This window comes from Methanomicrobium antiquum (genome assembly GCF_029633915.1).
GTDB lineage: Archaea > Halobacteriota > Methanomicrobia > Methanomicrobiales > Methanomicrobiaceae > Methanomicrobium > Methanomicrobium antiquum.
Genome location: NZ_CP091092.1, coordinates 205,385 through 232,176 on the forward strand (window position 1 = coordinate 205,385; position 26,792 = coordinate 232,176).

Sequence of the window (26,792 nt, forward strand, 5' to 3'; positions counted from 1 at the left end):
AAATCATTTCTCAAGTATGGTCTCTTTTATCGCATGGCCGAAGTGGCGTCCGCCGGATTCAATCCGTCCAAGCACCTTATCACCTGGTTTTAAGTCAACAACTGAAACTGCCTTTTTGTCTTCTTTAACAAGCCTTATTGTCTCAGCGTTTTGAAGAACAAGTGACAATGTATTTCCATTGGATTCTGCTTCAATTAAAAGAAGCGGCCTTCTTTCAATCTTGACTCTTCCAACCGTAGCTTCGGTTGTTTTTCCATCTGCATCTGCAATTAATACACGGTCGCCTGATTTTATCTCTGAGAGATATGAGGTTTTTCTGTCAGCCATCATGGCGTATGCATGGACTGCGCCGGCGTTTACCCGAAACGGCCTTGGAGCAACATATGGGTTTTCTAGAGTTTCTGCATGCACTAATAGGAATGATGAGGATGTATTGCCAATAACCATGCCTTCACCGTCATGCATCAGAGAGCATGTATCAACACACACCCTGTCACCCATGCCTGCCGGCGACACAGACTTTATGGTAAATACTGAAAGCTCCATCTCCCCTGATGTTTCTTTCACAAGCTTTGATACTGCCTTAATCTCTTTTGGATCTTTGCTTTTCAGAACAATTCCAAAAACACCCTTTTCTAAGACTCCAAGTGCCATTGCCGCCTCTTTTTCATTTTCCACACCGGCAATTATTCTGTCTGACTGAGCAACTAAGTTTTCTAAGGGAATTACTGTCCAGTCAGTGGTTGTTACTATGACGTATCCTTTTTTTGAGAGGCTTACAGCAGAATCCTCGGATTTTTTGTCTTTTATTTCAATCTCAAATACGTCCTTTCCAATGATGAGGTCGCCGTTTTTTCCAATTGTTTTTATACGCCCAAGTTTTCTGATTTTTTCACCGTCATCAGTTATTATTGCATCAGCGCCGCTTTCTATAGCAGTTGTTGCGGCATCCTTATCGTAGTCACGAAGATCTACCCAGAATTCTTTCTTCATATTTTTTCCATTTTCATCTTAAATCTTAAATCACAAATCAAATACCTGAATTCTCAGATCAATACTCATAGATCCAGAATTAAAAAGTCAGATCTGCACAATCCTGATTTGAAATTCAGATTTTTTTAAAATCTCAACTTCAAACATGACCTTTTCTTTCTATTTTCTGAGTGCGTCTTTTGGACTTTTATCTTCGTGGACGACACTGCATAATGCTCTTATGAATTCCTTTGGATTTTCTCTTTGAAATGAATTTCTTCCAAGAGCAACGCCTGCACATCCCGCTTTAACTGCATCACGGACACTTTTTAATGTCTCTATGTCATCTCCTTTCTCTCCGCCTGCGACAATTACAGGAACTGAGCATGCTGAAGTGATTTTTTTGAATGTTTCAGGGTCTCCGGTGTAAGATGTCTTTATTATATCTGCTCCAATTTCCTCTGCAACTCTTACACAGTGGCCTATTGCAACAGGAGACCGCGGGTCGATTCCTTCTCCTCTCGGGTAAATCATGATAAGAAGAGGCATTCCCCATTTAGTGCATTCCTTTGATATTCTCCCTGCCTCTTCAATCATCTTTGACTCCTGCGGTGCACCTAAATTAATGTGAATTGAGACTGCATCGGCGCCAAGCGCAATTGCCTCTTCAACCGAACATACAATCACCTTGTCGTTTGGGTCGGGATTTAAGGCGGTGCTTGCAGACAGATGCACAATAAGCCCGATATCGCGGCCGTGCTTTCTGTGGCCTGCCTTTACCATTCCTTTATGAAGAACAATCGCATTTGCACCTCCGTCTGAGATTTCGCCGATAATTTTTGGCATATCTCCAAGCCCTTCAATCTGTCCAAGAGTAAATCCGTGATCCATCGGAATAATTACCGTTCTTCCGGTGTTTCTGTTCATTATACGCTCAAGTCTTATTGCTTTTCCAATCATTTCGAAAACCTGTCCTCAAATTTATTTTTTTAATCTCCGTTTTTTAAAATTTCAATTGCCTCTTGTGCCGTTCTTCTTTCATGAACTATCATGCAAGCCGCTCTAACGAATTTATCGGGGTATTTGTGCTGGAATGCATTTCTTCCAATTGAAACACCGGCGGCGCCGCCCTGCATTGCACCTTCAATTAACTCCATTGTTGAAAGGATGTCTGTTTTAGAGCCTCCGGCGATTACAACCGGCACATGGCATCCTTGTGTTACTTCCTTAAATGAATCAGGGTCTCCTGTGTAAATCGTTTTTATGATATCTGCTCCAAGCTCTGATCCCACACGTGCGGCAAGTTTTACTGATTCTGTTAAGTTATCACCGTTTATCTTTTTGCCTCTCGGATACATCATCGCAAGAAGAGGCATACCCCATTCAATGCATTCTATTGCGACGTTTCCTAGGTCGGATAACATATTGGCCTCGTTTTCCGCCCCTATGTTGACGTGGATAGATACACCGTCAGCACCCATTTTAAGTGCGTTTTGGACTGTGTTTATCATGACTTTGTTGTTTGGATCAGGCCCTAAGTCAGTGCTTGCTGAAAGATGCAGGATAAGTCCGATATCCGGCCCTCCCTTTCTGTGTCCGTGCATTGCAAGTCCCATATGACCGATTACTGCATTTGCACCGCCCTTTGCCACAAGGTCAACACTTCTTTCAAGGTCGATTAATCCTGGAATCGGCCCGCTCGATACTCCGTGATCCATTGGGACGATTACTGTCGTTGATGTATCACGCTTCATTATACGTTCAAGTCTTATCTCTTTTCCTCGCATTTTAACTCTCTTTATTTTCTTTTTTTATGATTTTTTCATCCGGTTTGGATGCTGATTAATTTGGATGCTAATTTTGGGTTTGTTTTTTTTGTTTCTTTTTCGGATGCTATTTTAGAATTTTAAAAATTTTAACTGAGATTTAAGTAAAATTACAGAGTTTTCACTGCACCAAAAAGCTTCCCTCTAAAAAGTCAGGCAATTTATAGAAAAATCAATCTGGTGCAGAAAAACTACTGTCTAAACCAGAACTGATAGCTAAAGTAATAGCTAAAGTTAAAGAAAAAGTCAAAGCAGTGATAAACAAAAGACTCTGATGCCGTTTTGCATGATAGTTCTTTTTGATTCGTGCTTTTATGACTGCATGGTACATGGCAAAGGCTAAGAGGGCATTTCTGCATCATATGCCTGCTTTCACCACACATAATTATTTAAATGTGTGTTATTGGTAATAAAGCTATACACATGCGTGTACACATACATGGTGAGCAAAGGAATTTGTGGAAAAGAAATTTATTAAAATGTGGATAAAAAACGGAGAAATCTTTTATCTGCAATTTATTCTTATTAAGTCTTAAAAAGCACCTGATTTTTGAATTTTATCTATTTTCAAAACCAGAGATGCCAGTGCAAAGATTAAAATTCCGTTAATTATGAGTATTGCGGCGATTACTTCACCGGGCACGATTCCGGGCATAAACATTGAAGCACCAAATCCGATGGATACAAAATTCAGGACTGTCTGAATAATAACCAGATTTTTGAGAACAGGTGGAAGAGGTTCTGATATCACCTTTGAACGCCTCCCCTTAATTCCGGCTGATATGGCAGGGCCAAACCGCTTTAGAAGAAGTATAACACCACCCGCGATATTTAATACACCTATTAATTCCTGAAGTATTCCTGTAAGAATCCCCGGTACCAGGCATGAGAAAATTCCTATTGTGGCAAATACTACTCCGATTATCATTAAAAGCCAGGAACGCTGAAATTGCCCTGCAGGAGTTTCGCCAAGGGCAAGCATCTGAATTGCCATTACAACCATCAAAAGACCGAGTTGTCCGTCAGGGGAGAATGGAATTAATCCTGTACTAACCGGAAATAATAAAAATCCAAGAAGTAAAAGCAAAAATCCAACCGGAATTATAACTGCAACCGAAAGCGGGATTTCAGCCTCGGAAAAAACACCGCTTTTTCTCTTAAATTCACTGTTTTCATCAGATATTTTTATTTCCTGAATCTCTTTTTTGTATTTTATGTTCGTTTTGTGTATGCAGACTGCAAGGTAAAAATATGATAGTCCGTATATCAGGAGCATAACAGCAGTAAGTGTGTCTGTTGTAAATAATGGAAAAAGTGTTATAAATCCAAGCACGGCTGATAAGAAATATACAAGGGCTGATGAAAGAGTCAGATGCCTAAGCACTCCTGAAACATTAATCCAGATTTTTGCTTTTTCTTTTGATATGAAAAGCTGAAGAAGAAGTGCAATTCCGCCTGTAAAAAGTAATAATCCTGCAAGAATCCTTACCATATTCGAGAGGTATCCGGGGATGAAGCACGCTGTCATCCCTATGGCGGCTGTGAAAATTCCGAGGATTATTAAAATCCATGAGCGCTTAAAATCACCAAAAGGTGTTCTTCCAAGCGCAATTATCTGAAGGGATACAATTACAAGAAACAGACCGTAAGTGCTGTCAGGAGTATATGGTAGTTCGCCTGTATGAATTTTAAAAAGAAGTGCTCCGAAAAGAAGCATCATTATACCAAAGACAAAAAGAACAATCACCTCAAATGAGATTTCAGGCGATGTTATGTGGTTTCCATTTTCTTTTTCAGCCTCTGCCGAACTAATTTTTTTTCCCAATCCGATTCCTCCGTGTGTATAGTGCATATATACTACAGAAAAAGTAATTTTTCTTTTCCTTTTTTTCAGTATTTATCTCTGAATTTAATTATGATTTATATGTTGTTGTTTATAATGTGCAAATTATGTAGATATATTTTTAAAGTCTGTTTGTTGCTTTTAAAGACAGAATTGGTAAATAAAGAAGATAATATAGTAAATTAAAGAAATTAAAGAAAATAAAAAAAAGAAAATAAAGAAAAGTAAGAAAAAAAAGGTTCTTCGTCAGATCGTGTGGGTAGTTATTACAACTTCTACTGAATCACACGATTTTTCAGCAGGATTATAACGCATTCCTTAATCTAACTGATCAATTTCCTGGGATTTCTGGCTGAATTGCTGATCCAACTTATTAAATATCACTCATTCAAAACAGCGAAGAGCCAAAAAAAATTTGAGAATAAAAAATATGATAAAACACAGGACAGTACAAATATGATAAAAGAAAGAAAAAATGAAAGTTTTGTGGTTATAGGTTTGGTTATCAGGGAGATATTTTCCAAATAGTCTCCCTGTTTAGGATTGGATGTTGGTTTTTCAGGTTTTTTTAGGGTTGGTTTTAATTTTTTGGTTTTAATTTTTGGTTTTAATTTTTGGTTTTAATTTTTGGTTTTAACCTTTTTTTGGTGTTTGATTTTTTTATTCTTTTTTATTCTTTTTGTGTCTGGTTAGGAGTATACTTTGGTCTTTATTCTGGTCATCTATTTTTTATGAAAGATTTATTCAACCTGCATTTAATATGAAAACGTTCCTGAAATTATATTTCATACAAGTTTTCTTACAAAGTTACAAAGTTAAAAAGTAACTTTTATGCAGATATAATTCCGGTTTTGTGGTAGTATCCGGGTTTTTCAGGAGTTCTTCTGGAGATTTCCAATGATTTTAAACTGGCAATTCTGACAGAAAATGTATATTCTGCCTGAATATCTTCGAGATGCTAAAGAAAACCTCAAATTCCCCGATAATTTTATCTGGCTTAATTATCTGAAATTAGCGAATGGTTTCACCTTTAACACTCTGAATAATAATTTCTCCGGTGCATATATAAATGAGTAAAATGTTTCGCATACATGAATATAACCGGATGGTTAAACCGGACAAGAAAATGAAAAGAGGATAAAATGGAATTAAATAAATAGATATGGGAAAAAAAATTAAAAAAATTGTAAAATTCAGATTTTATAACTGATATTTATCATAAAAAAAACGTTGATGAAAGATATTTTCATTAACGTTTTTTCGGAATGTTTTCTCTAAAATGTTTTTTTTGATTTTTTGGATTTTTTTGGATATTCTCTCAATTAAATTTTCAACTGGCTTAATCAAACCTGACTTTCACATGGATATTTTGAATTTTGTCTGATTCTGGGCTTGTCGTGTTAACCAGAATTTTTTGGAGTTCTTCGTCTGCACTGTATGATGAAGGATGCTATCTGAAATTGTCGTTTCGGCCAGGGGTTAATTTTATTTAGGAGGTTTTTGGAATGCTTTTTTATATGAAACAATTGTTTCATGTCTTTTTGAAATGCCATGAAAAAACCCGCTTAACTTTTTGGTTTTATCAGAATAAGCGAATTGTTTTTTCTGACACTCTGAATAATAATTTCTCCGGTGCATATATAAATGAATTAAATGCTTAGGATACGAGGATATAACAAACCGGTTATATGGATGAAGTAAACAGATGCACTTTTAGTTTTTTTTATTTTCGTCAGATCTGTAATTCCATCATTTTTGTTCTCAATAGAATCCTGTTACAGAAACTATGTAGTAAATCCCGAATATTACCAAAAATACACCACATCCTGATATAATTTTTCTGTAAATTCTCTCCGGCATTATTGTCCTTCCCTTTGAAATACCTAAAGAGACAAAAGAAAACCATAAAAAATCTGCAAGCCAGTGTCCTGCCAAAAATGCTCCGGCCATTAAAATACCTCCTTTTATTCCGTCAAGCAAAAATCCGCTTCCAATTGTAAGCCACCATAGCCAGAAATAGGGATTTGCCGCAGAAGTGATTATCCCTGCGGCGATGGGGCTTTTTGAAACCCTTCCACCTGAAACATTAAATGGAGCGTTAAATCCCTCTTTTATATTTAATATTCCAAAAAAAAGAAGTGCAGTTCCCCCTGTTAGTGCAATTATTTTTGTGTATGAAGAAAATAGTCCCGAAAGTCCGAATATGATTACAATAGCAAAAAAAGCTTCTATTGCCATATGCCCCAGTGTGATTTCAGGCCCTGCTGTCCACCCTTTTTCAATCGATGATCTGATTGTGGCTATAAGTGTAGGTCCGGGGGCAAGAGCGCCTGTAAGTCCGATTAGAAATGAAAAAACAAAAAATTCCGAGATGGTAAACATTTGTTGTATTGATGTATATATCTTATATTGCTTAATCTCCTGCAAAAGATAAAATTACCGAAAATTTAAGAATTTAATTTTCATATGTGAAAATATCCTCAATCATGACTCCGAATCGCCTTGAAATTTTAAATGCAAGTTCAAGTGAAGGATCATATTTCCCTTTTTCAATTGCAAGGATAGTCTGCCTTGTAACACCTACTTCGGACGCAAGCGCTTCCTGTGTAAGATCGTGCATTGCACGAAAAACTTTAATCCGATTCTTCATCTGCTTCATATCCTCCGTATTTATCAGAATAGTATATCCGGAATATCGCATAAATCAGAAGAATAGATGCCAGAAATATCAATTGTGAAACAGAGCCTTTAATCATCATATCTCTCATATGAGGGTTGTCAACACCCATAGCCATCGAAAGTCCGGAGATTGTGAAGGCAAAAAAGCCTACCCAGAAGATTTGAAGAGATCTAAGAGCAGATTTTTCATTGATTTTAGAGATCATCTCATCGGATATAACAGCATCATCTATTTTCTGTCTGAGAAGATATATTGCAAAAGCCGCGATGATAATTGAACCTGTAACTACCTCCATTCCGGGCGGCCTGTTATAATTTACACCCCACCAGAATATGAGTGCTACAGCAATGGCAATCAAAGATACAATTGCATAAAAAGTATTTCTTTTCATTCTGATACCTGTATGTCTAATTTGTTGACCGGTACAGACAAAATATTATCCATTGATGAACAGTTATAAAGACAAGATAACCTGAATTGTTATGAAATCTAAAATCCCTGATAGACTTATCATCACTTTTTTGTGTGATGAAAAAAGCTCATCATGTGCGTTTTACATGAAAGTTACTTCGTAACTTACATGAAACCAGTGCATGAAAAAAATTATCATGGACGTTTTTAAGAAAATGTTTTTCTTAATTTTGGTTTTATTTAATTTTTCAAATCTGCCTTTTTTGATCTGTCCCTTAAATCAGTTGCATCAGGTACGCAGTCAATTGACGGAACATATGGTTTTATGTCAACAACCGGTGTGTTGTCAAGTGCGTCAAGTCCGCTTACAATTATTTTATTACCTTCAACCGACTTTATTTTTCCAATGTCAAACCCGATTGGGTTTGGTCTGTTAGGGCTTCTTATTGTAAAAATACCCCGTTTTTTATTAGTTCCGGGGGGTGTGTCAAACAGCCTTTTTCTGTCAGCCCTGTCAAACCATAAAAGAATAATTATGTGGCTGATTCCTGAAAAATCTCCAATTCCTGCTGAATATTCTTCATAAATTTCTATTTCCATCTCATTATCTTCGTTTTCGCGGCCCTGCCTTGGTGCATCTCCATGTTTTTTGTAAGGCGAACGAACAATTCCTATCGGTGTAATCTCAGTCATATTTTTTCTTTCCGCATATTATAATAAGAGATTTATTGCCTTTAATAATACCTGTTTACAAAAAGGTAACACCAAAAAAATCCGGAAAACAACCTTGGAAAACAACCTTGGAAAACAACCTTGGAAAACAACATAAAAAAAAATTGGAAAAACGGGGAAATCAAAAAAAAGTGTCACAAGAAATTAAAAAAAACTCAAAAAAACCTTTTTAAAAAGATATTATAAAAATTAAAATATTATTGGTTATCCTTTAGAAGAACTCTTAAATCAAGCTCAAAGCCTGATACCGGAAGATCCATCTCAAAGTTTAAAATCACCTGTGGGTGAATCTCTCCAAAAACACCAGCATAGATATCATTTACATATATATCAGCACGCCGTCCTTCAATAAAGGCCCTGTCATCGGATTCCCTTACAGTATAGTTTAATCCAAGTTCATGCATAAATGCGTCAAAGACAGCATAAATCTCAGAGAAGTCGGCATCTGTATGCATACATACCCCGGCAACTTTCTGGAATGTTTCTATATTGTGTGCAACATCACCTGCTGCAAAAAGCCTCTGGGGGCATTCCCTGTGCTGATTGATCTTTAGGGTTTCCATCATAAGAGGCAGAATATCTGTTCTGACAACAGTTTGTTCTTCAGATATCGGATGCATTACAGGAAGAACATAGTCCGGCACTTCCCTTTGCATGAATTTGTACATTACTCTTTCATTCGAAAGTGTGAATGGCATCATCTCAAGAAAACCAAGTCCTGAAAGAATTATCCTTACAGCACTCATATTTTTCTGAAGCGGGTGTGCTTTTCCGATTGTGAATGTATCGGGAAGCTCTGCATCAAGATTGTCAAATCCGTATGCAATAGCTACATCCTCAAATACATCCCAGTCATGCATAATATCCGCACGGTAACAGGGTATTTGGACTTTAAGTTTGTCTTCTAAAAGAGGCTCGGCGCCAAAACGCATCTTTTCAAGCATCCCTGCCATCTCCTCTGCAGTTAAGCAAAATCCTAACAGGCGGTTGCACTCAGAAACACTTACTGTCCGCTCTGACGGTGTAAGTGAAGGCATGTCCTGTCCGTTCACACAAACGCTCTCAACCTTTCCTCCTGCTTCTGAAAGTGCCGTTGTGATAATGTTTACAGCCACCATTACAGCCTTTTCATCTGTTCCTGTGCAGTCAAGGAGGATATTTTTGGTATCGGTTGTTACTTTTGTAAGTTCTCCGTTTATGATGGGCGGAAATGAAAGTACATTGTCATCAGCGTCAATAATAAGCGGGAATCTCTCAAATTCCTCTACAAGATGAGCATAATCGCGGCCTTTCGGATGTTCGGTTAGAATTTCATCCATTGTCATTTCATAGTCGAAATCAAGTGGCACAAATTTTCTGCTTCTCTCTGATGCAATATATGAGAATGGAGCTTTTACAGTGTCAAGGTCATGAACACCTATTGCAACCTTTCCTCTGCCGCGTCCGACTGCCCAGTGAAGAGCCTCCTGAAGGCCCATCAGACTCTGTATCGACTCTTCTGTGAAATTAATCCCTCTGATAACAGCAGATCCTAAAATCGGGCGGATATCCTTTAAATTATCATCAATGGAAAACTCAATTCCGGATGGAGACACTTCATATCTGCAAAGACCGGTTTCAATTCCAAGAAAACCTCTCATTGCACGTGAAACGCCTTCTGTTGAGAACATATCCGGCCTGTCAGGGAAAAACTCCACATCAAAACTTTCTTCCTCATATCTTTCGATATCAGCCGCTATCATCGGAAGTCTTTCTATAAGAGTTTCCTTTGAAACTCCGGTCAGATCTTCAAGATATTTATAGGGGAGTGTAATAATTGCCATTTTTTTAATCCTCCCTCCTGTAAACCGGGTAATTTCTGACCCAGTCAACATCGCTCTTGTAAAGCTGTCTTAAGTCCTTTAAGCCCATCTTAAGCATTGCAACACGTGATACGCCAAGACCCCATGCAAGGACCGGGTATTTCACACCCCACGGCGCTGTAACCTCTTCGCGGAATATTCCCGCACCTCCAAGTTCAACCCATCCAAGGCCGTCGACATAGACCTCAGGTTCAACTGACGGTTCGGTGTAAGGGAAGTATGCAGGGCGGAATCTTACGTTTTCGAATCCCATTCTGTGATAAAATTCCTTTAAAAATCCCATCAGGTGTCTGAATGATACATCTGTGTCCATTACTATTCCTTCAAGCTGTTCAAATTCAGGAGTGTGTGTAGGATCGATTGCCTCACGGCGATATACACGCCCTATGCAGAACACCTTTAAAGCTTCATCCGGGTGGTCTTTTAGATACTGAATTGAAAGACTAGTTGTGTGTGTTCTTAAAACACACTGCTCAGCTTTTTCTTTTTTCCATTCCCCTCCCCATCCGGTGGAGGATGTATCTCCGCCGAACTCATGTATATCTCTTATTGCCTCATAGTTATCAGGGAGCTCTTCTGTTTTATCCAAAAAGAAGGTATCCTGCATCTCACGTGCAGGGTGATCCTGGGGCTGGAAGAGTGCATCGAAATTCCAAAATGAACTCTGGACAATTCCGCCGTACATCTCAGTAAATCCCATGCTTATCAGAATCTCTCTCATCTCATCAATGAGACTTTGATATGGGTGTTTTTTTCCTGCGAAAATACGCTTTGGAGGAGTGTTTACATTGTATTTTCTAAGTTTCAGGGAAGTCCATTCGCTTGTTCTTATCTGCTCGGATGTAAGTGTGCCGGCCTCTATTCTGAGATCAAGTCCGGTTGATACAAGCATCTCACCTTCTGTTGTTATTGCGATACGAAACTCTGTATCTTCTCTTTCTTCAATGAGTTTTCTCTTTAGAAGCTCGTCAATTCCGGGACTGCCTGCAGAAGGTTTTTTAAGTGCTATTTCATCCTCACCTAAAGGTGCGTCTGAGATTTTCTCAACGATTCCGTCTTTTATTGTAATCCAGCCTTTTTTCCTGAGCCATCCTATTCCAAGCTTTGCCTGCGGGTGTGCCTGAAGCTCTTTTATTGGGATATTCTTTTCAAAAGATTCAAAAAGTATTCTTTCAGGAAGGCCTTCTTTTGCACATTTTTTACCTTCTTCTGTTAATATGTAATGCTTTGTGGTCTTTTTTATGAGGTCTGCAAGACCTCTTGTCTGAAGAAGTCCTGCATATTGAACGACTGCCTCTTCTGTTGTGTCCATTATCTTTGCGAGATATTTGACATCGGGCCTGTCCAGATCAAACAAAGGCTCAATTGCATCGCCGGTGGCCTCTTCTAAGAGTGCAAGTGCTTTTTTAACCGGAGTTATGGCGATGTTTTTTGTCTCCTCAAGCATGCTTAGTATGTCACGGAGGGGATTTATTCCCAGACTGTCATTTTCCCTAATGACAGCTACAGTCTCGCTTATTGGCTCAAGCGCTTTTTTTCTGGCATTCTCTGCATCTTTCAGCGGTTTTAAAACCGCAAGCAGTCTTTTTTCGTTATATGTAAGCTCCAATTTTATCACTCCTCCACTTTATGTGATACCTCATCCATCTTTTCATTGAAGTCCTTTAAGAATTCTTTGACCCTTTCAAGAGTCTCTTTTTTGCAGGTTCCACACATTAATTCTCCTGCTTTACAGGCACGGCACATTTCCTTTAACTCATCATCGTCCTCTGTCATGTGAAAGAGGTTGAGAAGATAAATTGAGCATTTTTCAGGTTCTCCCCCAAGTTTTTTCTGCTCTTCAAGTGTTGTACGTCCACCGGTCAGGGAGTTCATGATCTTCTTTTTTAAATCCTTTTCCGATTCGTCAAACGAAAATAGGCTTTCAGGAATAGATGATGACATTTTTCCGCCCTGAAGCCCCTGGAGAAATGTATGATATGTTGCACCCGGAAGGAAAAAGCCGTATCCGCCGCATTCAGTCTCTATTTTTCTGACAGTCTCCTCTGCCTCTGTGACACTTATTCCTTCGACATCTATGTGCCCTTCATATCTTTTGCAGTTTTTAAATGCAGAGCATATTTTATCCATTGCCTTTTCAGGTGCATTTTTGGAGCGGATGCTAACGCCCTTCGGAGTTTTAAGGACGGTGAACATCCTCATTTTGTTTGCGACATCGCGTGTGAGCCTGATATGCGGGTCCTGGTCAATTCCGACAGGAACTATTGTTGGTGCAGGGCCGTACTGTGTCTGCGGATATAATATGTCTGCGACCTGAGTTGCAACACTCATTGCATGTGCAAGTGCAGTCTCCTGGGAAAATCCATATATTGCGAATAATTCAGAGAAATTAATCTTTATTGCACTTTCAAATGCAAGGTCTTTTAGTGCGTTGTTTTCGCTTTGGTAGTAGTATTTACCGTCATATCCAAGTGCAAAAAGACATTTTAAGTATTCTTTTCCAAACTCTTTGCACTTATCCCATGAGATGCCGCGTACTGCATGAGCCTCTCTGTCAGCAATAGAAATTGAGCCTGTTGCTCCCATCTGAGTGTGCCAGGCAACCTCTTTCATGACCATCAGGTGACCAAGGTGAGGGTGTCCTGAGGGCATAAAGCCGGTCATCACATAAAATTTCTCTTTTTTTTCAATTGCATCTGCGATAGCCGCATAATCTCTCTGGCCGGAGACAATGCCTCTTCTGAAAAATGCAGGTTTATCTTTTATTTTTTCTGTTACCGGTGTTGCAGGTTCTATGCCAAATTCTTTATATAATTTTTCTGCATCAATATTTCGGCCTGCGGACCATGGATTAATCTCTGACTGCATGTTTTTCCCAAACGTATATTTTATAATTTCATTCTTGCAAATTCGATGTACTGTATAGAGTCTTTATTTACACAGGCAAAAAGCATCTTCTTGCGAACGCTGTGTGCAAGCCTGACTGAGCGTGATATGACACTCATCGGCATTGTTTCACCTTCTCTTAATGCATGTACCAAAACCTCTGAATGCATTTTTCCGCCTGAATAAACCCTGAAATGATGCCCGAATTTGTAGCCTGTCTTTGGAATGTTATGAAGGTTTCGAAGGTCTGTATATACGGCAAGTTTTTCTTTAAGTTCGTGATCTGAGTCTAAGGCGCATCTGTAAAATTCTTCACATGCGTTTTTGCTTTCAAGTTCAATTATGCCTCTTTTTATGAGGTAGAGTGATTCAACCGAAGATAATGCACGATGTTCTTTATCAAATCTCTTGCCGTAGAGTGATGATTCAAATACTGAGTCAGGCTCAGCTTTTATTAAAACGGTGTTTGCATAGACTGTGCCTTTTATTTTCTCGTTTATTTCAGGTTTTCCGCCGTCAGGAGGAGTGTTTATTTTTATTTCGTAGTAGGTAATTTCTTCTTCGTCATCGGCGACTGCGAGCAAAAAAATCTTTCTCATGTTGTGTGCACTTTTAGCTTCCTGAATAATTCGTTCGAAGTTGACGATGTCACGCTCGGATAAAACCCGTATTAAGTAGTAGGATGTTCCTTTTCCCGGTTTTTGACCGCGTTTAAAAACCCTGAAATCATGCGGCCCTGCCTGTATGACAAATCCTCTTTCGCGGATGTCACGGTAGACGAGAAACTTTCGCAGAAATGCGGAATTTTTACAGAATAATGATAAAAGACTTGTAAATGTATAATTTTCAACTTTTATTTTGTTTCTTCCTATTAGATACAGTGCCTCTTCGGGTGCAAGTTTTAAGGTTTCGCCTTCAGGCCTTCCGTATCCTCCATGTTCATACAGGGAAATTTCATCATCTTTTAAGATTATCCATTCACCTTCTAATTTACCAATCACAGTATTGCTCTTTTTATCTGATTTTTTTATCTTTTATATTCCGAGATTTACATAACCCGTGGATTAAATATGTAACTGCAGTCTTTGGCTTTCAAAGAAAAGTCAAAATTTTTTGCAGAATATAATCCGGCATATTTTTGGATGTTTACTATTATATTAGGCTTTATTGCTTTATGCTTATTTTGGATCTTTTAAAAAAGGACAGTTTTGAAATTTAAAATTGTGATTAGGATTGCTTGTATGTGGCAGGAATGCTTTTAGGGAATGATAGTTATGAATTTCAATTCTGTTTTTGTTCTCTAAGCTTAAAAAGCCGGAATGGATGAGTGAGTGGGTGATATTATATTTCAGGATTATTTCCTGAGAGTTTCAATTTTTTCTTTTAAATCAGGGAGATCAGATGTGACTGTCATCCAGACTACTGATACATCCACTCCAAAATATGCATGAATAAGTTTGTCTCTCATTCCGGCAATTTCGCTCCATGGAATACATTGATTGTTTTTTCTGAAATTTTCAGGAATATTTTTTACAGCCTCTCCTATTACCTCAAGGCCTCTGACAACAGCGAAAATTGTTTTATCGTCATTAGAAAAAGAATCAAAATCCATATCTCTGATGAAAAGTTCTATCTTGTCAATAGTCTGGAGAATGTCATCTAAATAATCCTGATGATTTCTCTCTTTTCTCAAGCGTACATCGCCTCATTTAAAACAGATTTTCCAATATTTGGGCGGAGTGCATTTTTTAGGACGAGATCGACTTTGACACCGAAAAGATCTGTTAAGTAATTTTCAAGTTTCATAAAGGATATCATTCCCGGTGTTTTGGAGTATGTAACCAGAATGTCGATGTCACTTTTAATGTCTGCTTCATCTCTTGCATATGATCCAAAAAGAGCAATTTCAGAGACGTTAAAGTGCTCTTTTAAGTAAGGCATCTCTTTTTTCAGAATTGATATTACCTCCTCTTTTGTGAGAATTGCTTTTGTTGGGTCAACCTGTTTCATGTCCGCACCTTTTGATTAATATATCTTATAGTCTGAAGAGAATTTTAATTTATAGTCTGAATAAGGGTGTGAACTTTTCAACTTTTATAATTTTGTTCCGTCTTAAATCAGCTTTTTTGCATGTTAAATCATCCACATGTTTCATTTTTGAAGTTTTATAGGGGTTATCAGATCTAATGAGAATACCTTTAATTTTTTTTAATAATTATCAAAATTTTATTTATCTTCATTAGTGATTTATTAAAAAAACTAGATGCTAGGGTTGTATTTTTTCAATTAAATCTGATAAAAACGTTAAAAATTATCAATATTTATCAATAAATATCACCCACAAGCTCCCTTGCGTGAGCGACATTTTCCCTATCCCCACGCCGATCGTCAACCGGAGTTTCAAGAATAAAAGGTAGTTTTGAGAGTTTCGGATGGTTTACAACCCTTGATAAGCCCTCATCTCCTATTTTTCCAAGGCCGATGTGTTCGTGCCTGTCAAGCCTTCCTCCGCACTCACTTTTGGTGTCATTTAAGTGAATGACTTTCAGAGTTTTAAGGCCGATTAAGCTCTCATAATCATCAATCATCTCATAAAAAGTCTCTTCTGATGCAAGGTTGTATCCGGCGGCAAAGGCATGGCATGTGTCAAAGCATGTCCCGATTCTATCACTATTGAAACCGAATTTACTGCATTTATCAAGAATTTCTCCTATGTCTTCAAAAGTTCCGCCTACTGAATTTTTGGTTCCTGATGTGTTTTCAAGGAGAAGTAAAACGTCTTTATCTTCTGATTCAAGCGCCGATACTAAAGCATCAACAGTTCTTTTTATCCCGTCTTCTCTTCCCTCTCCAAGATGGCTTCCAAGATGTGTAACAAGATACGGGATTTCAAGCAGACCACAGCGTCTTATTTCCCGTTTTAAGACATCTTCGGATTTTTTGTAGAGATCAGGCTTTGGTGTTGCCAGGTTTGGAAGATATGGCATATGTGCTACAACAGGCTTTATTTTTGAGACTTTTACAGCCGAAATGAATTTTTCAGCTGAATCTGAATCTATTTCTTTTGCACTCCAGCCGCGTGGGTTTCCTGTAAAAATCTGAAATGTACTGCATCCGATTTCTTCTGCCCTTAAAACCGCTTTTTCATGTGAGCCTGCGATTGAAACATGGCATCCTGCATTTAAACTCATTAAACTCCTCAAATTCTGAAAATGCTTTTTTTAAATTAAAGTCAGTTCGTAACTGACATGAAACTGCTGTATGAAATATAGTTTCATGGACGTTTTTAATTAAAGAAGACCTTCTCTTTTAAGATATTTGTTTGTCCACCGGCATGAAGCAACACAGATTCCGCAGATTCCGTGATTAAAGCCTGCACTTTCTCCTCTTGTTCTGCTGTATTCAAAACATCTGTGGCTGTCTAAGAATTCATCCCTGAAAATCTCCGGTGACCATTCTTTTCCTGAAACAGCACCTGCCGGACAGGCTAATTTGCACTCTTCACAATCCCCACAATATGATTTTGTAACCGGAATGCCGCAGGATAAAGGGGCATTGGTAAAAACTGTAATCAGCCTTAATGCCGGTCCGTACTCTTTTGTAATCAGAAGGGCACATTTTCCTATCCATCCAAGGCCGGCATTGGTTGCCGCTGTTTTATGGGGAAATTCGGCAAAAAGATTGTCCGGGTCATTAATCGTTTTTGAAGCCGGTATAAAATCTGCATTATAGCCCTCCTCTCTTAAAAATTGGCAGATACTTTCGGAAAGATAGTGAAGTCTTTTGTTGACCGATTCCCACTCGGAAACATAACTCTTATCCGGTCCGTTTTTCAAGGACAGAACAATTTTTGGATTTAAACTGATTCCAAGAGATATTCCTGTTGTTAATTTAGGAAAAGGAAGATTGTTGATCTTCCCAAGATCGCAGAATCCGAAGACTGAAGCCTCTGAGTCTTCAATGAAGGTTTTGACCTTTTCTGTAACTTTATCATATATCTCTGTCATTGTAACCCTGTTCTTACAATCCGGTAATAATAATCAGATACTCATAATCCTGTCTAAACAATTCACTAATAACATTTCTGTCATTGTAATGAGGTCATCATAATCCAGAATTCATAGCAATGAGGTCATTTTTCTAAGGCGAAATGATAACTGTTTTTTCACGCATATAATGTTCAAGTGCAGAGATTCCGTTCTCCCTTCCAGTGCCGCTTGACTTTTCACCGCCGAAAGGAACCTCCGGAGGAATTTTCAAGTGCTTATTTACCCAGACAATTCCTGCATCAACGCCTTCTGAAAAGGCATATGCATCTTTAAGATTCTTTGTCCAGACTGACGCACCAAGACCAAACTCCGTGTTGTTAGAATATTCAATTGCAGTATCAAGAGAGTTTACCGGCACAACAGGAAGGATGGGTCCGAAGACTTCTTCTCTTAATAGGCGGCTTTGAAAGTCCGGATTTGCGATTATTGTAGGCTCAAAGAAATTTCCTTTATCAAAATCCCCGCCAGAAATAATTTTTCCGCCTGATATAATATCTGCACCTTTTCCAACCTCTTCATCTGCAAGTTTTTCAATCGATAAAAGGCCTTCCCTGCTGTTCAACGGCCCCATCATAACTCCCTTTAAAAGTCCGTTTCCAACTGAAATTTTTTCTGTTCTTTCTTTTAGCTTTGAGAGGAATGAGTCATAAATATCCTCAAAGACAAAGAGTCTTTTTACCGCCGTGCATGTCTGCCCGCAGTTGTAAAAGCGTCCTGAAACAGCGCCTGATACGGCAAGGTCAATATCGGCATCACTGCAGACAACCATTGGGTCACTTCCTCCAAGCTCAAGTGTTAGCCTTTTTCTCGTCCCGCAGGAGAGCCTTTCCACCTCAGCGCCGGTTGATGCAGAGCCTGTAAAGGAGAGTGCTGAAATTTCCCTGCTCTTTGCAATCGCACCTCCGACAATATCCCCCCTTCCGGTGACAATCTCCAAAACGCCGTCTGGAAGTCCTGCCCTTTTCATAATGCCGGCAATCTCAATCGTTGTAAGAGGAGTTTTCTGTGAGGGCTTTAAGACAATTGAGCATCCCGATGCTATTGCAGGACCGATTTTCCATGCCATGATTAGAACAGGCATGTTCCACGGAATTATTGCTCCGCAGACTCCAATAGGCTCTTTTTTTGTAAAGGAATATCCGTAGTCTGACTTTGGAAGGGCTGTACCAAAAACGGCACCTGCTATTGAAGCATAAAACTCAAGAACGTTTGCAAAACCCTGAATCTCGTTTTTTGCCTCCGGCAGAATTTTGCCCTGCTCTGATGTCAGAAGTTTTGAAAGTCTGTCCTGTTCTTCCCTTACCAAAGATGCGGCTTTAAACAGCACAATACTTCTTTCCCGGGCGCTTTTCTCTGACCATTTTGAAAATGCATATTTTGCAGATTCAACAGAGGCATTCACATCATCAGGTGAAAATAAAGGAATGCTTCCCAAAACTTCTCCTGTTGCAGGATTTATAACATCTGTTCTTTTTATTTCGTCTTTTATTGTTTCCGGCGTATTTTTCCCTCCCTGATTTTGCTGTGAAAGTTAAGATTTAGGATAAACTTTCATTGTTTTTGTGTGATGAAAAACGCATTCATCATGCAACAGTTTCAGTTAAGCTACGAAGTAACTTTCATGTAGAATCAATCTTTTTTATATATTCTAATATCTTTTCCCCTGCCTCTTTTGTAGAGTTTTTACCACCAAGATCAGGGGTTTTGACGCCCGATGAAATGACTTTTATTACAGCATCCTCTACAATTCCTGCCTCTTTTTTCATTCCAAAATAGTCAAGCATCATTGCGGCTGAACGGATTGCGGCTGAAGGGTTTGCAATTCCCTGTCCTGCAATATCAGGAGCACTTCCGTGAACCGGCTCAAAAAATGCGTTTTTTTCACCAATATTTGCGCTTGGAAGCATCCCAAGGCCGCCTGTTAAATAACCGCAGGCATCACTCAGAATATCTCCGAAGAGGTTTGTTGTAACAATGACATCATAAGAGAGCGGATGCATCAGGACATCAAAAGTAAGAGCGTCAATAAACATCGGTTTTGTCTTTACTCCCATCAGACCTGCGGTTTTAATGCAGGAGTCCCTGAATAAAACATCGGATTTTAAAACGTTTGCCTTGTTTCCTATTACAAGCGGCATTTTATGCCCCCTTTCTATTGAAAGAGTGCATGCCATCTTTGCAATTCTCTCTGAGCCGTGCTTTGTAATCACGCGAAGTGTTGTTGACCTTTCTTCTCCAATCTCCTCAATTCCCGAGTAGAGGCCTTCTGTGTTTTCACGGACAATCATTATATCAAAATCCTGCCCAAATATGCTTCCCTTAACCGGACGCAGATTTGCGTAAAGATCAAGTTCCTGTCTGATTCTTAGAATTACACTTTTATATTCGGGAACAGGCGGGGTTGTAATTGCGCCGAACAAAATAGCATCAGAACTCTTAAACAGTGCTATATCTGAATCTGATGACGACTCCCCGGTCTCTTTCCACTTGTCATATCCGACAAATACATCAAAATAATCTGCATCCGGCAGAAAGTGCTTCAAAACTTCCTTTGCAGGGGGAATTACCTCATGGCCTATTCCGTCTCCCTCACATACTGCGATTTTCATATTTACCTCTAAATCTGTATTTTATCAAAATTTCCTAATTAATTGCGTTTATTAAAATTCAACAAGAAATATATTTATTTCCACTGCTTTTCCCTGTAAATCCGGCAGAGCGAATATACAGCATCGGATATTATTTTAGGAGATGCCCCCCAGTGAACAATAAATCCTGTCTGGTTTTTTTCTGTCACCGGCCCGCACCTTTCCGCCCGGCAGCATCTTGCAATATACGGGCTTTTATTTTCAAGTGCCGCCCTGTCAGCCGGACATATGTTTTCAATCTCAAAATCGCCCTGATAACATTCAGCTAAAAACTGCCTCGCAGTTAGGCATCCGGCGACTTTTTCACCGCCGTTGAGTCTGTCCTCGTCAAGAGTAATATCAAATCCTCCTGCCCTGCACGGGTAAACCGATGCTTCAGAATCGCGGATGTCTCTTACGATATGTTCGAATTCAACCTCAAGTTCACCAAAAATGCCGGTCTTTTCAAGATTTTTTATAATCTCTGAAAGATTTGGCCACGGGGGCATTGCGTCATACACATAAATCTTCAGAAGCAAAGACAAGTCAGCATCGATTACAAATGTCATATGCTCGTCAAACCCCCGAAATATTGTGCATCGTCTGCCAGTTTTATCAAAAGACTCCTTTGCAAGCTTAATCAGGTTTGTGCGGTCAAAAAGAAGGACAGGGTTTGGGTACAGGTATGTTTCTTCCTCTTTTGCAAGCTTTTTTGTTGATTCAATCTCCCTAAGAAGGCCTTTACCCTCTTTTGTTTCTATTTCAAGCACTTCAAAACCGGAGTCTGTTTTTTTGATTAAATAGCGGCTTAAAAAATAAACAAGGTCGCCAAAAGGTTTTTTGTCTGCAAATCCTACTTCCTTGCACTGCCGCGGAAAAATCATTTTTTCTCACCAAGGTAACCTGCAAGACCACCTGCTGATAAGATTTTCTTCATCTTATCAGAAAGAGGCCTGGCCTCAAATCTTTCATCTCCTGCCTCGACATATGATAATTCGGGATCAAATGAGATGATATCACCGTCTTTGCAGTTTTGGATTTCGCACTCAAACACGTAAAGACCCAAATTAACGCAGTTTCTAAAGAATATTCTTGCAAATGATGGTGCGACAACAGCCAAAACACCCGCTTCCTTAAGTGCTGTTGCCGCCTGTTCGCGTGATGAGCCGCATCCAATGTTGTTTCCGGCAATGATAACCGAGCCTTTGAGCCTGTTTGCGATTGTTTTGTCATAGTCTTCAAACGCATGCTCAACCCAGACCGACTTGTCTGTTGTCCTGAGATAGCGCCCGGCAATTATCATATCAGTATCAACATCACTGCCTATTACTACGGCATGGCCTGACTGTTTCATAAAATCTCCTCCGGCGATGTAATCTCTCCCTTAATTGCGCTTGCGGCGGCGGTTGCAGGAGAGCAGAGGTAGTATTCTGCCCCAACGCCCATTCTGTTCTTGAAATTTCTGTTTGCAGTCGAAATACCAACCTCACCTTCGCCAAGGACACCCATATGTGCGCCAAGGCACGGCCCGCATCCGGGCGGGCAGACTGTGCATCCTGCTTCAATTAGATCTGATATAATTCCGGTTGAAACAGCCTTTTTTAAAACATCTTTTGATGCCGGAACTACAATTGTTCTGACTTGTACCTTGTTTTTCGAAACAATCTTAGCAAAACTTAAAAGATCCTCATATCTTCCGTTTGTGCATGTTCCAAGAAACACCTGGTCCAGTTTTGTTCCTGAATAATCTGTAACAGGCACTGCATTGTCAACGCGGTGTGGAACAGCGAGCATTGGAACAATGTCTGATAAGTCAATATCAACTGACTTTTCATATGAACAGTCACACGGAGTCTGAATTTCAGCCACCTTTCCAAAGCTTTTTAAGTATTCTCTTGTTTTTTCATCTGAGTAAAAAAGCCCTGTCTTTGCACCTGTCTCTACTGCCATGTTTGACATTGTAAGACGACCGTAAACAGGAATATTGCCTGCTCCTTCGCCTGTGAATTCAAGTGCCTTGTATGTTGCACCGTCCATTCCAAGCTTTCTTATATACATAAGAGCGGCATCCTTTGGACTGGCAAAGCCGCAAAGCTCTCCTGAAAGAGATATTTCAATCGTCTCAGGAACACGAAACCATGTTTCACCTGTCGCCCAGATGCCTGCCATGTCTGTTGCGCCGACACCTGTTGCAAAAGCGCCAAGTGCACCCATTGTGCATGAATGAGAGTCTGCACCGACAACGATTTCGCCCGGCATACATATTCCCTCACTCATTATCTGGTGGCAGATGCCTTCTCCGATATCAAAAAATGTGAATCCTTCACGAAGTGAAAAGTCACGAAGTGAATGCTGGAGGTTTGCGGTTGTTGTGTTGTTTGCAGGCGCAATGTGATCATATATGATTGAAACTTTTTCAGGGTCTGCAATTTTCTGACTCTTAAAGCCTTTTAATGCAACAAGTGCCTGAATGCCTGTACCGTCATGTGCAAAAGCCCTGTCAACTGTCCTGTCAACATATGATCCTGGCGTATCTCCAAGTATTCTTTCAGAAAGCGTCTGGTCTTCTTTTTTAACTGTCCGGTTCATTTATTTCTCCTGCTTTGCGGATTTTATAACAGACATCAGAACATCCTGTGTTATACTGCATTTTCCCTCGCTGATTGTCTTTATTCTCTCAAGAGTCCATGTTACCTGATCAGATGTTAATTCACAACCAATACTCTTTAGAATATGCTCAAGCCCTTTTCTTCCGGTATGTTTTCCCAAAAGAAACTTCTGCTCTCCTCCGACCATCTCCGGCGGGAAAAATTCGTAAGTGTTTCTGTCTTTTAAAATAGCGGCGATGTGGATTCCGCTCTCGTGTGAAAAAGCATGCTCGCCGACAACAGCCTTTGTTCTTGAAACACAGATTCCTGATGTTTTTTCAACCAGCTTTGAAATCTCCTTAAGGCCTGTAAGGTCATAGCGGTCAACGCCTCCTTTCATCCGGAGGGCTACAAGGACTTCTTCCAGGCTTGCATTTCCTGCACGCTCTCCGATTCCGTTTACAGTTGTATGGAGCTGAAATGCGCCTGCCTGTGCGGCTGTAAAGGTGTTTGCGGATGCAAATCCCATATCATTGTGGCAGTGCACACAGAGGGGATTTTTTAAATCTTTTTTCAGTTCAAGAACAGTTTCATACATCTCAACCGGAGTCATGCATCCGACAGTGTCTGCAAAACTGCTGTAGGATGCGCCTCTTTCAGCCCCCTTCTTAAACATCTCCTTTAAAAACGAGATTTCTGTCCTTGACGCATCTTCGGCTGAGAAGCGAACTGCAATTCCGTGATCTTTTGCATAATCAACCATTTCAAGTGCAAGAGAAAGCATCTCATCCCTTGTCTTTTTGTACTTAATTCTGATGTGAAGGGGTGATGTTGCAAAAAAGATGCTTACAAGGTCAACTCCGCAGTCGATTGCAGAATCAAGGTCTGATTTGACACAGCGTGAAAGACAGCATGTCTTTGCACTAAGCCCAAGTTCTGAAATTGTCCTTACACTTCTTCTCTCGTTTTCAGAAACGCTTGGAAAACCAGCCTCTATTACTTCAACACCAATTCCGTCTAACTTTTCTGCAATCGCACATTTCTCATCGCATGTGAATGTAACTCCGGGTGTCTGTTCGCCGTCACGAAGTGTCACATCGCAGATTTCAACATTTAATTTTTTCATGCTCACAACCTTTTGGGCAGATGCCGTTTACAACAATAATTTTAAAACAGTCTTTCTTCTCTTCAATTGCACAACTGACAATATTTTTTAATGCAGGGTCATTTGCGTCTGTTACTAAAGGACAAAATGGTTTTAGCCATCTTGTGATGTCAGGAATGCTCTGTCCGCCGGTCATTGCCATTTTTTTGTTATTGATGACAATGCAGAGAAGTGAAATTTCTTTATCATAAATATCAAATAATGCGTTGATTGCCGAATGCAAAACTGCGTAATCTCCTATAAGTGCAATCTTTGTGCTCTTTGCCGCAACAGCAGGAGATGATCCAAGTCCGTAGTTTGCAAGTCCAAATCCGTATGGCGGATTTTTTGCCAGAAGTGAACATCCTGTATCAATAACTGCCATTTCACCTGAATCTGTTATGATTTCAAAAAGAGTTTTAAAGGGGCATTCTTTGCAAAGTGTCCGGGAAAACTTACGTTTTTCGCAGGTCTCAGGGTCTTTTGTTATCTTTGGCGGGCAGGCAGTCTGATGTTCGCTTAAAAAATCCCTTCCTGAATAATCCTGCTCTGTTGTTTTGCAGGGTGAGTTTAATTTTACTAAATCTTTGCAGGGCGGCCAGATAAACGGCGGTTTTGACCATTCATACATCTCATTTGTCAGATTATCAGCGTATTCACACCGCCCTTTCATGGTAAGATTTGGAGGTGTGAGGTTTCCAATTCCATTTTTTCTAAAAGGAAAATGTTCATCTTCGATGCAGGCTTCAAGAATTTTTGATGCAACATGAATTATGCAGACTCTTGAAAACCGCTCTGATGCCTGCATTGCAGATTCAACTGCTGATGATAAGTTTGATTCATCCGGCTCAATCAGTGGGGACTCGGATATTTCAGCAAAATATCTTGAATCCTGTCTGTTTTGTGATGCAACAACTTCTGTGTCATCTCCGGCAATTATCACTACACCTCCCAAAAGACCCTGGGTTGTTGCATTTACAAGCGGGTCGCATAGTGCGTTCATGCCTGCGTTTTTAACGATTACAACAGATCTAAGCCCTGAGAGTGAATCTCCAAGAGCATATTCAAGAGCTGTTTTTTCATTCACTGTGTATTCCGCACGTGAATATCTGCATAATTCTGTTACAGGGTATCCGGGAACTCCATAGCATGTATCAGAGCCTTTTATTACCGCTTCTGCAAGAATCATCTCACCTTTCATCTACAAATCCCTCCCCGGCACAAGATCGCATCCTGTGCATCTGGTGCACATTGTAAGCGCTTTTGTAGTGTCAAGGCCGGCTTTTATGAGTTCTTCCTTTAAAAAAGCTGAGATTTTTAAAATTCTCTCTGCTGATGGTCTTTTATAGTCTGCAAGCTCTCCTGATGGTGTAAGGGGTCTTATTACCGGAATCACTCCCATTTCGCAAAGCATTCTGATGCAGGATTCCATTTCATTGTCGGTCTCACCAAGGCCCAGGATTACGTTTGAAAAAACCCGGTTTTTTCCAAAGATTAAAACAGAGTCAGAGAGTGCCTTTATAAGATCAGTTCTGTCAGGGCTGTTTTTCCCTTTTGAAGGCCTGCAAATCTCCTCAAAAAGTTCATCAGTTGCCGTTTCAAGATTGAATTTTACCTCACATACACCAAGGTCAAAAAGTTTTTTTGGAGTTTTTATTGAAGGATATATTGAAACGCCGATTGGAAGATTAAATGAAGAAAGCTTTTTTACAACCTCCAGTACCCTTTCCTCATCTTCTTTTACACTTCCAATAACCCCGCTTGTTACAGATATACACTCAACTGAGTCTTTTACCGGCTCTATGAGCCTGTAAACCTCTTCAGGACTTTTAATGTGTTTTTCCTGATTGGGAACATTGCAGAATCTGCACCTGAAAATACAGCCTTCACTGACTGTAATATATGCCTGCTTTGGACAGTGCAGACCCTCCTCTTCGATTTTGCCCTGCACAACAAAATCCTCAAAAATAAGTTCTGCTTTAAATCCGCCTGCCGGATTCTTTCCAAAAACGTGTATCTCAACAGGGCTTTCATCACTTTCATCACTTTCATCAGAAACCAAAAGCCTGATTCTTGTTCTGCCATCTGAGAAGAAGACTGATTTGGATTTTCCAGCCCCCGGCCCTGCATGCGACTCCCTGCCAAAGTCAGTAATCTCTCCGGTAAGCCTCGCCGTTCCGGCTTCAAGAAGCTTTGGTTTTAGGAGTGCAAGACTCATATTAATAGGGCCTCTTCGTAATTTGTGTAATAGGAAATTGCAGCCGCCGCTCCGATTATTCCGCGGCCTTCAATTCTAATCTCCAAGAATTCTCTTATCTTTTCAAAATCCTGAAGTGTCACTTCGCCTTTTTTTACTGCTTTTCCGTAATTTAAAAGAGGCGATGTGTCAAATCCGATGTAGGCGCAAAGGCCTGTCTTTTCAGAGAGTGTGTATTTTGAGACATATGCTTCAAATCTGTCAATAAGACTTTTTGGATCAGCGGATGCGAACTCGCATGCTATTGCAACGCAGTTTTTTGTCCTGTATGGAACCGGAAAAAGCTGTGTTATTGTATGCGACAGATATCTTGATTTTTTATCTTCAACAGCTTTTGATATGTTATGTGCAAGAGTCCATGTTGCACCTTCTTCAGGAGTATCGGTGTCATCAAGGCCGATTACAACTCTCTTCATCCGGGGAAGCCATATTGTTGAGCCTGCAACTTTTCCACCACCGCAGGGATCACTTTTGTGCCTTAGGACACCTCCTGCAGATGATCTGCAGATGCTTGCACCGACACCGCCGCCTCCCATTCCAATATATGTGACAGAGATTTCATCATCTTCTACAGAAACACTGCTAATTCCGGCAGGAAAATATGAACCCTGAAGGTCAAGTACTGCTTTTCCTGTTTTACACATGAACCTCTGTGTATTTCCAATGAATTTTGACGATTTCACAAGAGGGCTTTTTGTATAGTGTTTGTTTGTCCACATTGCACCTCCAATACAGTCAAATCTCTCAATAATTTCAGCAAAAGCCCCGTCTTCTGATGCAATTCCGATAATTTCAGGATATGTGACTGTGTAGGGGTTTTTAAGATATATTTCTCCATTGCCGCCTTTTTTCCCTGCTTCTCCGGAATCAATTTTTCTGTCCGGGTTTTTAATTGAAGACATGATTTTCTTCTTC

General features: G+C 39.8%; 26 protein-coding genes. 1 reads left to right on the forward strand and 25 read right to left on the reverse strand.

Annotated features, from left to right (window positions below; genetic code table 11):
- Positions 1 to 3: 3 nt before the first annotated feature.
- The 8 genes from L1994_RS00980 to tsaA form a co-directional block, all read right to left on the reverse strand.
- Positions 4 to 993: a 3-dehydroquinate synthase II gene (locus L1994_RS00980; RefSeq protein WP_278099837.1), complete on the reverse strand. Its 990-nt coding sequence runs from the start codon at positions 991 to 993 to the stop codon at positions 4 to 6.
- Between the two features lie 159 nt (positions 994 to 1,152).
- Positions 1,153 to 1,932: a 2-amino-3,7-dideoxy-D-threo-hept-6-ulosonate synthase gene (locus L1994_RS00985; protein WP_278099838.1), complete on the reverse strand. Its 780-nt coding sequence runs from the start codon at positions 1,930 to 1,932 to the stop codon at positions 1,153 to 1,155.
- Positions 1,933 to 1,961: 29 nt separating this feature from the next.
- Positions 1,962 to 2,759: a 2-amino-3,7-dideoxy-D-threo-hept-6-ulosonate synthase gene (locus tag L1994_RS00990; protein WP_278099839.1), complete on the reverse strand. Its 798-nt coding sequence runs from the start codon at positions 2,757 to 2,759 to the stop codon at positions 1,962 to 1,964.
- A gap of 571 nt (positions 2,760 to 3,330) precedes the next feature.
- Positions 3,331 to 4,623, reverse strand: a complete 1,293-nt coding sequence (locus tag L1994_RS00995) for a hypothetical protein (RefSeq protein ID WP_278099840.1) — start codon at positions 4,621 to 4,623, stop codon at positions 3,331 to 3,333.
- Between the two features lie 1,779 nt (positions 4,624 to 6,402).
- Positions 6,403 to 7,023 (reverse strand): LysE family transporter, encoded by a 621-nt coding sequence (locus L1994_RS01000; protein ID WP_278099841.1) that lies wholly within the window; start codon positions 7,021 to 7,023, stop codon positions 6,403 to 6,405.
- 73 nt (positions 7,024 to 7,096) lie between these two features.
- Positions 7,097 to 7,291 carry a helix-turn-helix transcriptional regulator gene (locus L1994_RS01005; RefSeq protein ID WP_278099842.1) on the reverse strand — a complete coding sequence of 65 codons (195 nt, stop codon included), beginning with the start codon at positions 7,289 to 7,291 and terminating at the stop codon, positions 7,097 to 7,099.
- Positions 7,275 to 7,712, reverse strand: a complete 438-nt coding sequence (locus L1994_RS01010) for a DUF2178 domain-containing protein (RefSeq protein ID WP_278099843.1) — start codon at positions 7,710 to 7,712, stop codon at positions 7,275 to 7,277. The genes L1994_RS01005 and L1994_RS01010 overlap by 17 nt, the downstream gene beginning before the upstream one ends.
- Positions 7,713 to 7,972: 260 nt before the next feature.
- The gene (gene tsaA, locus L1994_RS01015) at positions 7,973 to 8,425 is read right to left on the reverse strand and encodes a tRNA (N6-threonylcarbamoyladenosine(37)-N6)-methyltransferase TrmO (protein ID WP_278099844.1); all 453 of its coding nucleotides are present in this window, start codon (positions 8,423 to 8,425) and stop codon (positions 7,973 to 7,975) included.
- A gap of 35 nt (positions 8,426 to 8,460) precedes the next feature.
- Between tsaA and L1994_RS01020 the strand changes: the two genes are divergently transcribed.
- The gene (locus tag L1994_RS01020; RefSeq protein ID WP_278099845.1) at positions 8,461 to 8,637 is read left to right on the forward strand and encodes a hypothetical protein; all 177 of its coding nucleotides are present in this window, start codon (positions 8,461 to 8,463) and stop codon (positions 8,635 to 8,637) included.
- Positions 8,638 to 8,661: 24 nt separating this feature from the next.
- Here the strand turns inward: L1994_RS01020 and pheT are convergent, their stop codons facing one another.
- The 17 genes from pheT to mmp11 all read right to left on the reverse strand — a co-directional run bounded on the left by pheT (position 8,662) and on the right by mmp11 (position 26,779).
- Positions 8,662 to 10,287 carry a phenylalanine--tRNA ligase subunit beta gene (gene pheT, locus L1994_RS01025; protein WP_278099846.1) on the reverse strand — a complete coding sequence of 542 codons (1,626 nt, stop codon included), beginning with the start codon at positions 10,285 to 10,287 and terminating at the stop codon, positions 8,662 to 8,664.
- 4 nt (positions 10,288 to 10,291) lie between these two features.
- Positions 10,292 to 11,935 carry a phenylalanine--tRNA ligase subunit alpha gene (gene pheS / locus L1994_RS01030; protein ID WP_278099847.1) on the reverse strand — a complete coding sequence of 548 codons (1,644 nt, stop codon included), beginning with the start codon at positions 11,933 to 11,935 and terminating at the stop codon, positions 10,292 to 10,294.
- Positions 11,936 to 11,940: 5 nt separating this feature from the next.
- Positions 11,941 to 13,194, reverse strand: coding sequence for a tryptophan--tRNA ligase (locus L1994_RS01035; RefSeq protein WP_278099848.1), 1,254 nt, complete (start codon positions 13,192 to 13,194; stop codon positions 11,941 to 11,943).
- A 20-nt stretch (positions 13,195 to 13,214) separates the two neighbouring features.
- Positions 13,215 to 14,213: a tRNA-intron lyase gene (endA, locus tag L1994_RS01040; RefSeq protein ID WP_278099849.1), complete on the reverse strand. Its 999-nt coding sequence runs from the start codon at positions 14,211 to 14,213 to the stop codon at positions 13,215 to 13,217.
- A 353-nt stretch (positions 14,214 to 14,566) separates the two neighbouring features.
- A complete protein-coding gene (locus tag L1994_RS01045; RefSeq protein WP_278099850.1) occupies positions 14,567 to 14,905 on the reverse strand; it encodes a HepT-like ribonuclease domain-containing protein in 339 nt (112 codons plus the stop codon).
- Positions 14,902 to 15,222: a nucleotidyltransferase family protein gene (locus L1994_RS01050; RefSeq protein WP_278099851.1), complete on the reverse strand. Its 321-nt coding sequence runs from the start codon at positions 15,220 to 15,222 to the stop codon at positions 14,902 to 14,904. The genes L1994_RS01045 and L1994_RS01050 overlap by 4 nt, the downstream gene beginning before the upstream one ends.
- Before the next feature lie 314 nt (positions 15,223 to 15,536).
- Entirely contained in the window at positions 15,537 to 16,403 is an 867-nt protein-coding gene (locus L1994_RS01055; RefSeq protein WP_278099852.1) for a deoxyribonuclease IV, read from the reverse strand.
- Positions 16,404 to 16,502: 99 nt separating this feature from the next.
- A complete protein-coding gene (locus L1994_RS01060; protein ID WP_278099853.1) occupies positions 16,503 to 17,219 on the reverse strand; it encodes an epoxyqueuosine reductase in 717 nt (238 codons plus the stop codon).
- Between the two features lie 133 nt (positions 17,220 to 17,352).
- On the reverse strand, positions 17,353 to 18,696 hold the full coding sequence (locus L1994_RS01065) for an aldehyde dehydrogenase family protein (RefSeq protein WP_278099854.1): 1,344 nt from the start codon (positions 18,694 to 18,696) through the stop codon (positions 17,353 to 17,355).
- 184 nt (positions 18,697 to 18,880) lie between these two features.
- On the reverse strand, positions 18,881 to 19,870 hold the full coding sequence (locus tag L1994_RS01070) for an isocitrate/isopropylmalate dehydrogenase family protein (RefSeq protein WP_278099855.1): 990 nt from the start codon (positions 19,868 to 19,870) through the stop codon (positions 18,881 to 18,883).
- Positions 19,871 to 19,944: 74 nt separating this feature from the next.
- Complete coding sequence (locus tag L1994_RS01075) at positions 19,945 to 20,772, reverse strand: DUF7714 family protein (RefSeq protein WP_278099856.1); 828 nt, start codon at positions 20,770 to 20,772, stop codon at positions 19,945 to 19,947.
- Positions 20,769 to 21,242, reverse strand: coding sequence for a LeuD/DmdB family oxidoreductase small subunit (locus L1994_RS01080; protein WP_278099857.1), 474 nt, complete (start codon positions 21,240 to 21,242; stop codon positions 20,769 to 20,771). The genes L1994_RS01075 and L1994_RS01080 overlap by 4 nt, the downstream gene beginning before the upstream one ends.
- Positions 21,239 to 22,477, reverse strand: a complete 1,239-nt coding sequence (locus L1994_RS01085; protein ID WP_278099858.1) for a 3-isopropylmalate dehydratase large subunit — start codon at positions 22,475 to 22,477, stop codon at positions 21,239 to 21,241. Before L1994_RS01085 ends, L1994_RS01080 begins: the two co-directional genes overlap by 4 nt.
- Positions 22,478 to 23,602, reverse strand: coding sequence for a homocitrate synthase family protein (locus L1994_RS01090; RefSeq protein ID WP_278099859.1), 1,125 nt, complete (start codon positions 23,600 to 23,602; stop codon positions 22,478 to 22,480).
- Positions 23,583 to 24,821: a thiamine pyrophosphate-dependent enzyme gene (locus L1994_RS01095; protein ID WP_278099860.1), complete on the reverse strand. Its 1,239-nt coding sequence runs from the start codon at positions 24,819 to 24,821 to the stop codon at positions 23,583 to 23,585. Before L1994_RS01095 ends, L1994_RS01090 begins: the two co-directional genes overlap by 20 nt.
- Positions 24,822 to 25,838: a radical SAM protein gene (locus L1994_RS01100; protein WP_278099861.1), complete on the reverse strand. Its 1,017-nt coding sequence runs from the start codon at positions 25,836 to 25,838 to the stop codon at positions 24,822 to 24,824. It lies immediately after the preceding gene.
- Positions 25,835 to 26,779, reverse strand: a complete 945-nt coding sequence (gene mmp11 / locus L1994_RS01105) for a methanogenesis marker protein 11 (protein WP_278099862.1) — start codon at positions 26,777 to 26,779, stop codon at positions 25,835 to 25,837. The genes L1994_RS01100 and mmp11 overlap by 4 nt, the downstream gene beginning before the upstream one ends.
- Between the last annotated feature and the right edge of the window lie 13 nt (positions 26,780 to 26,792).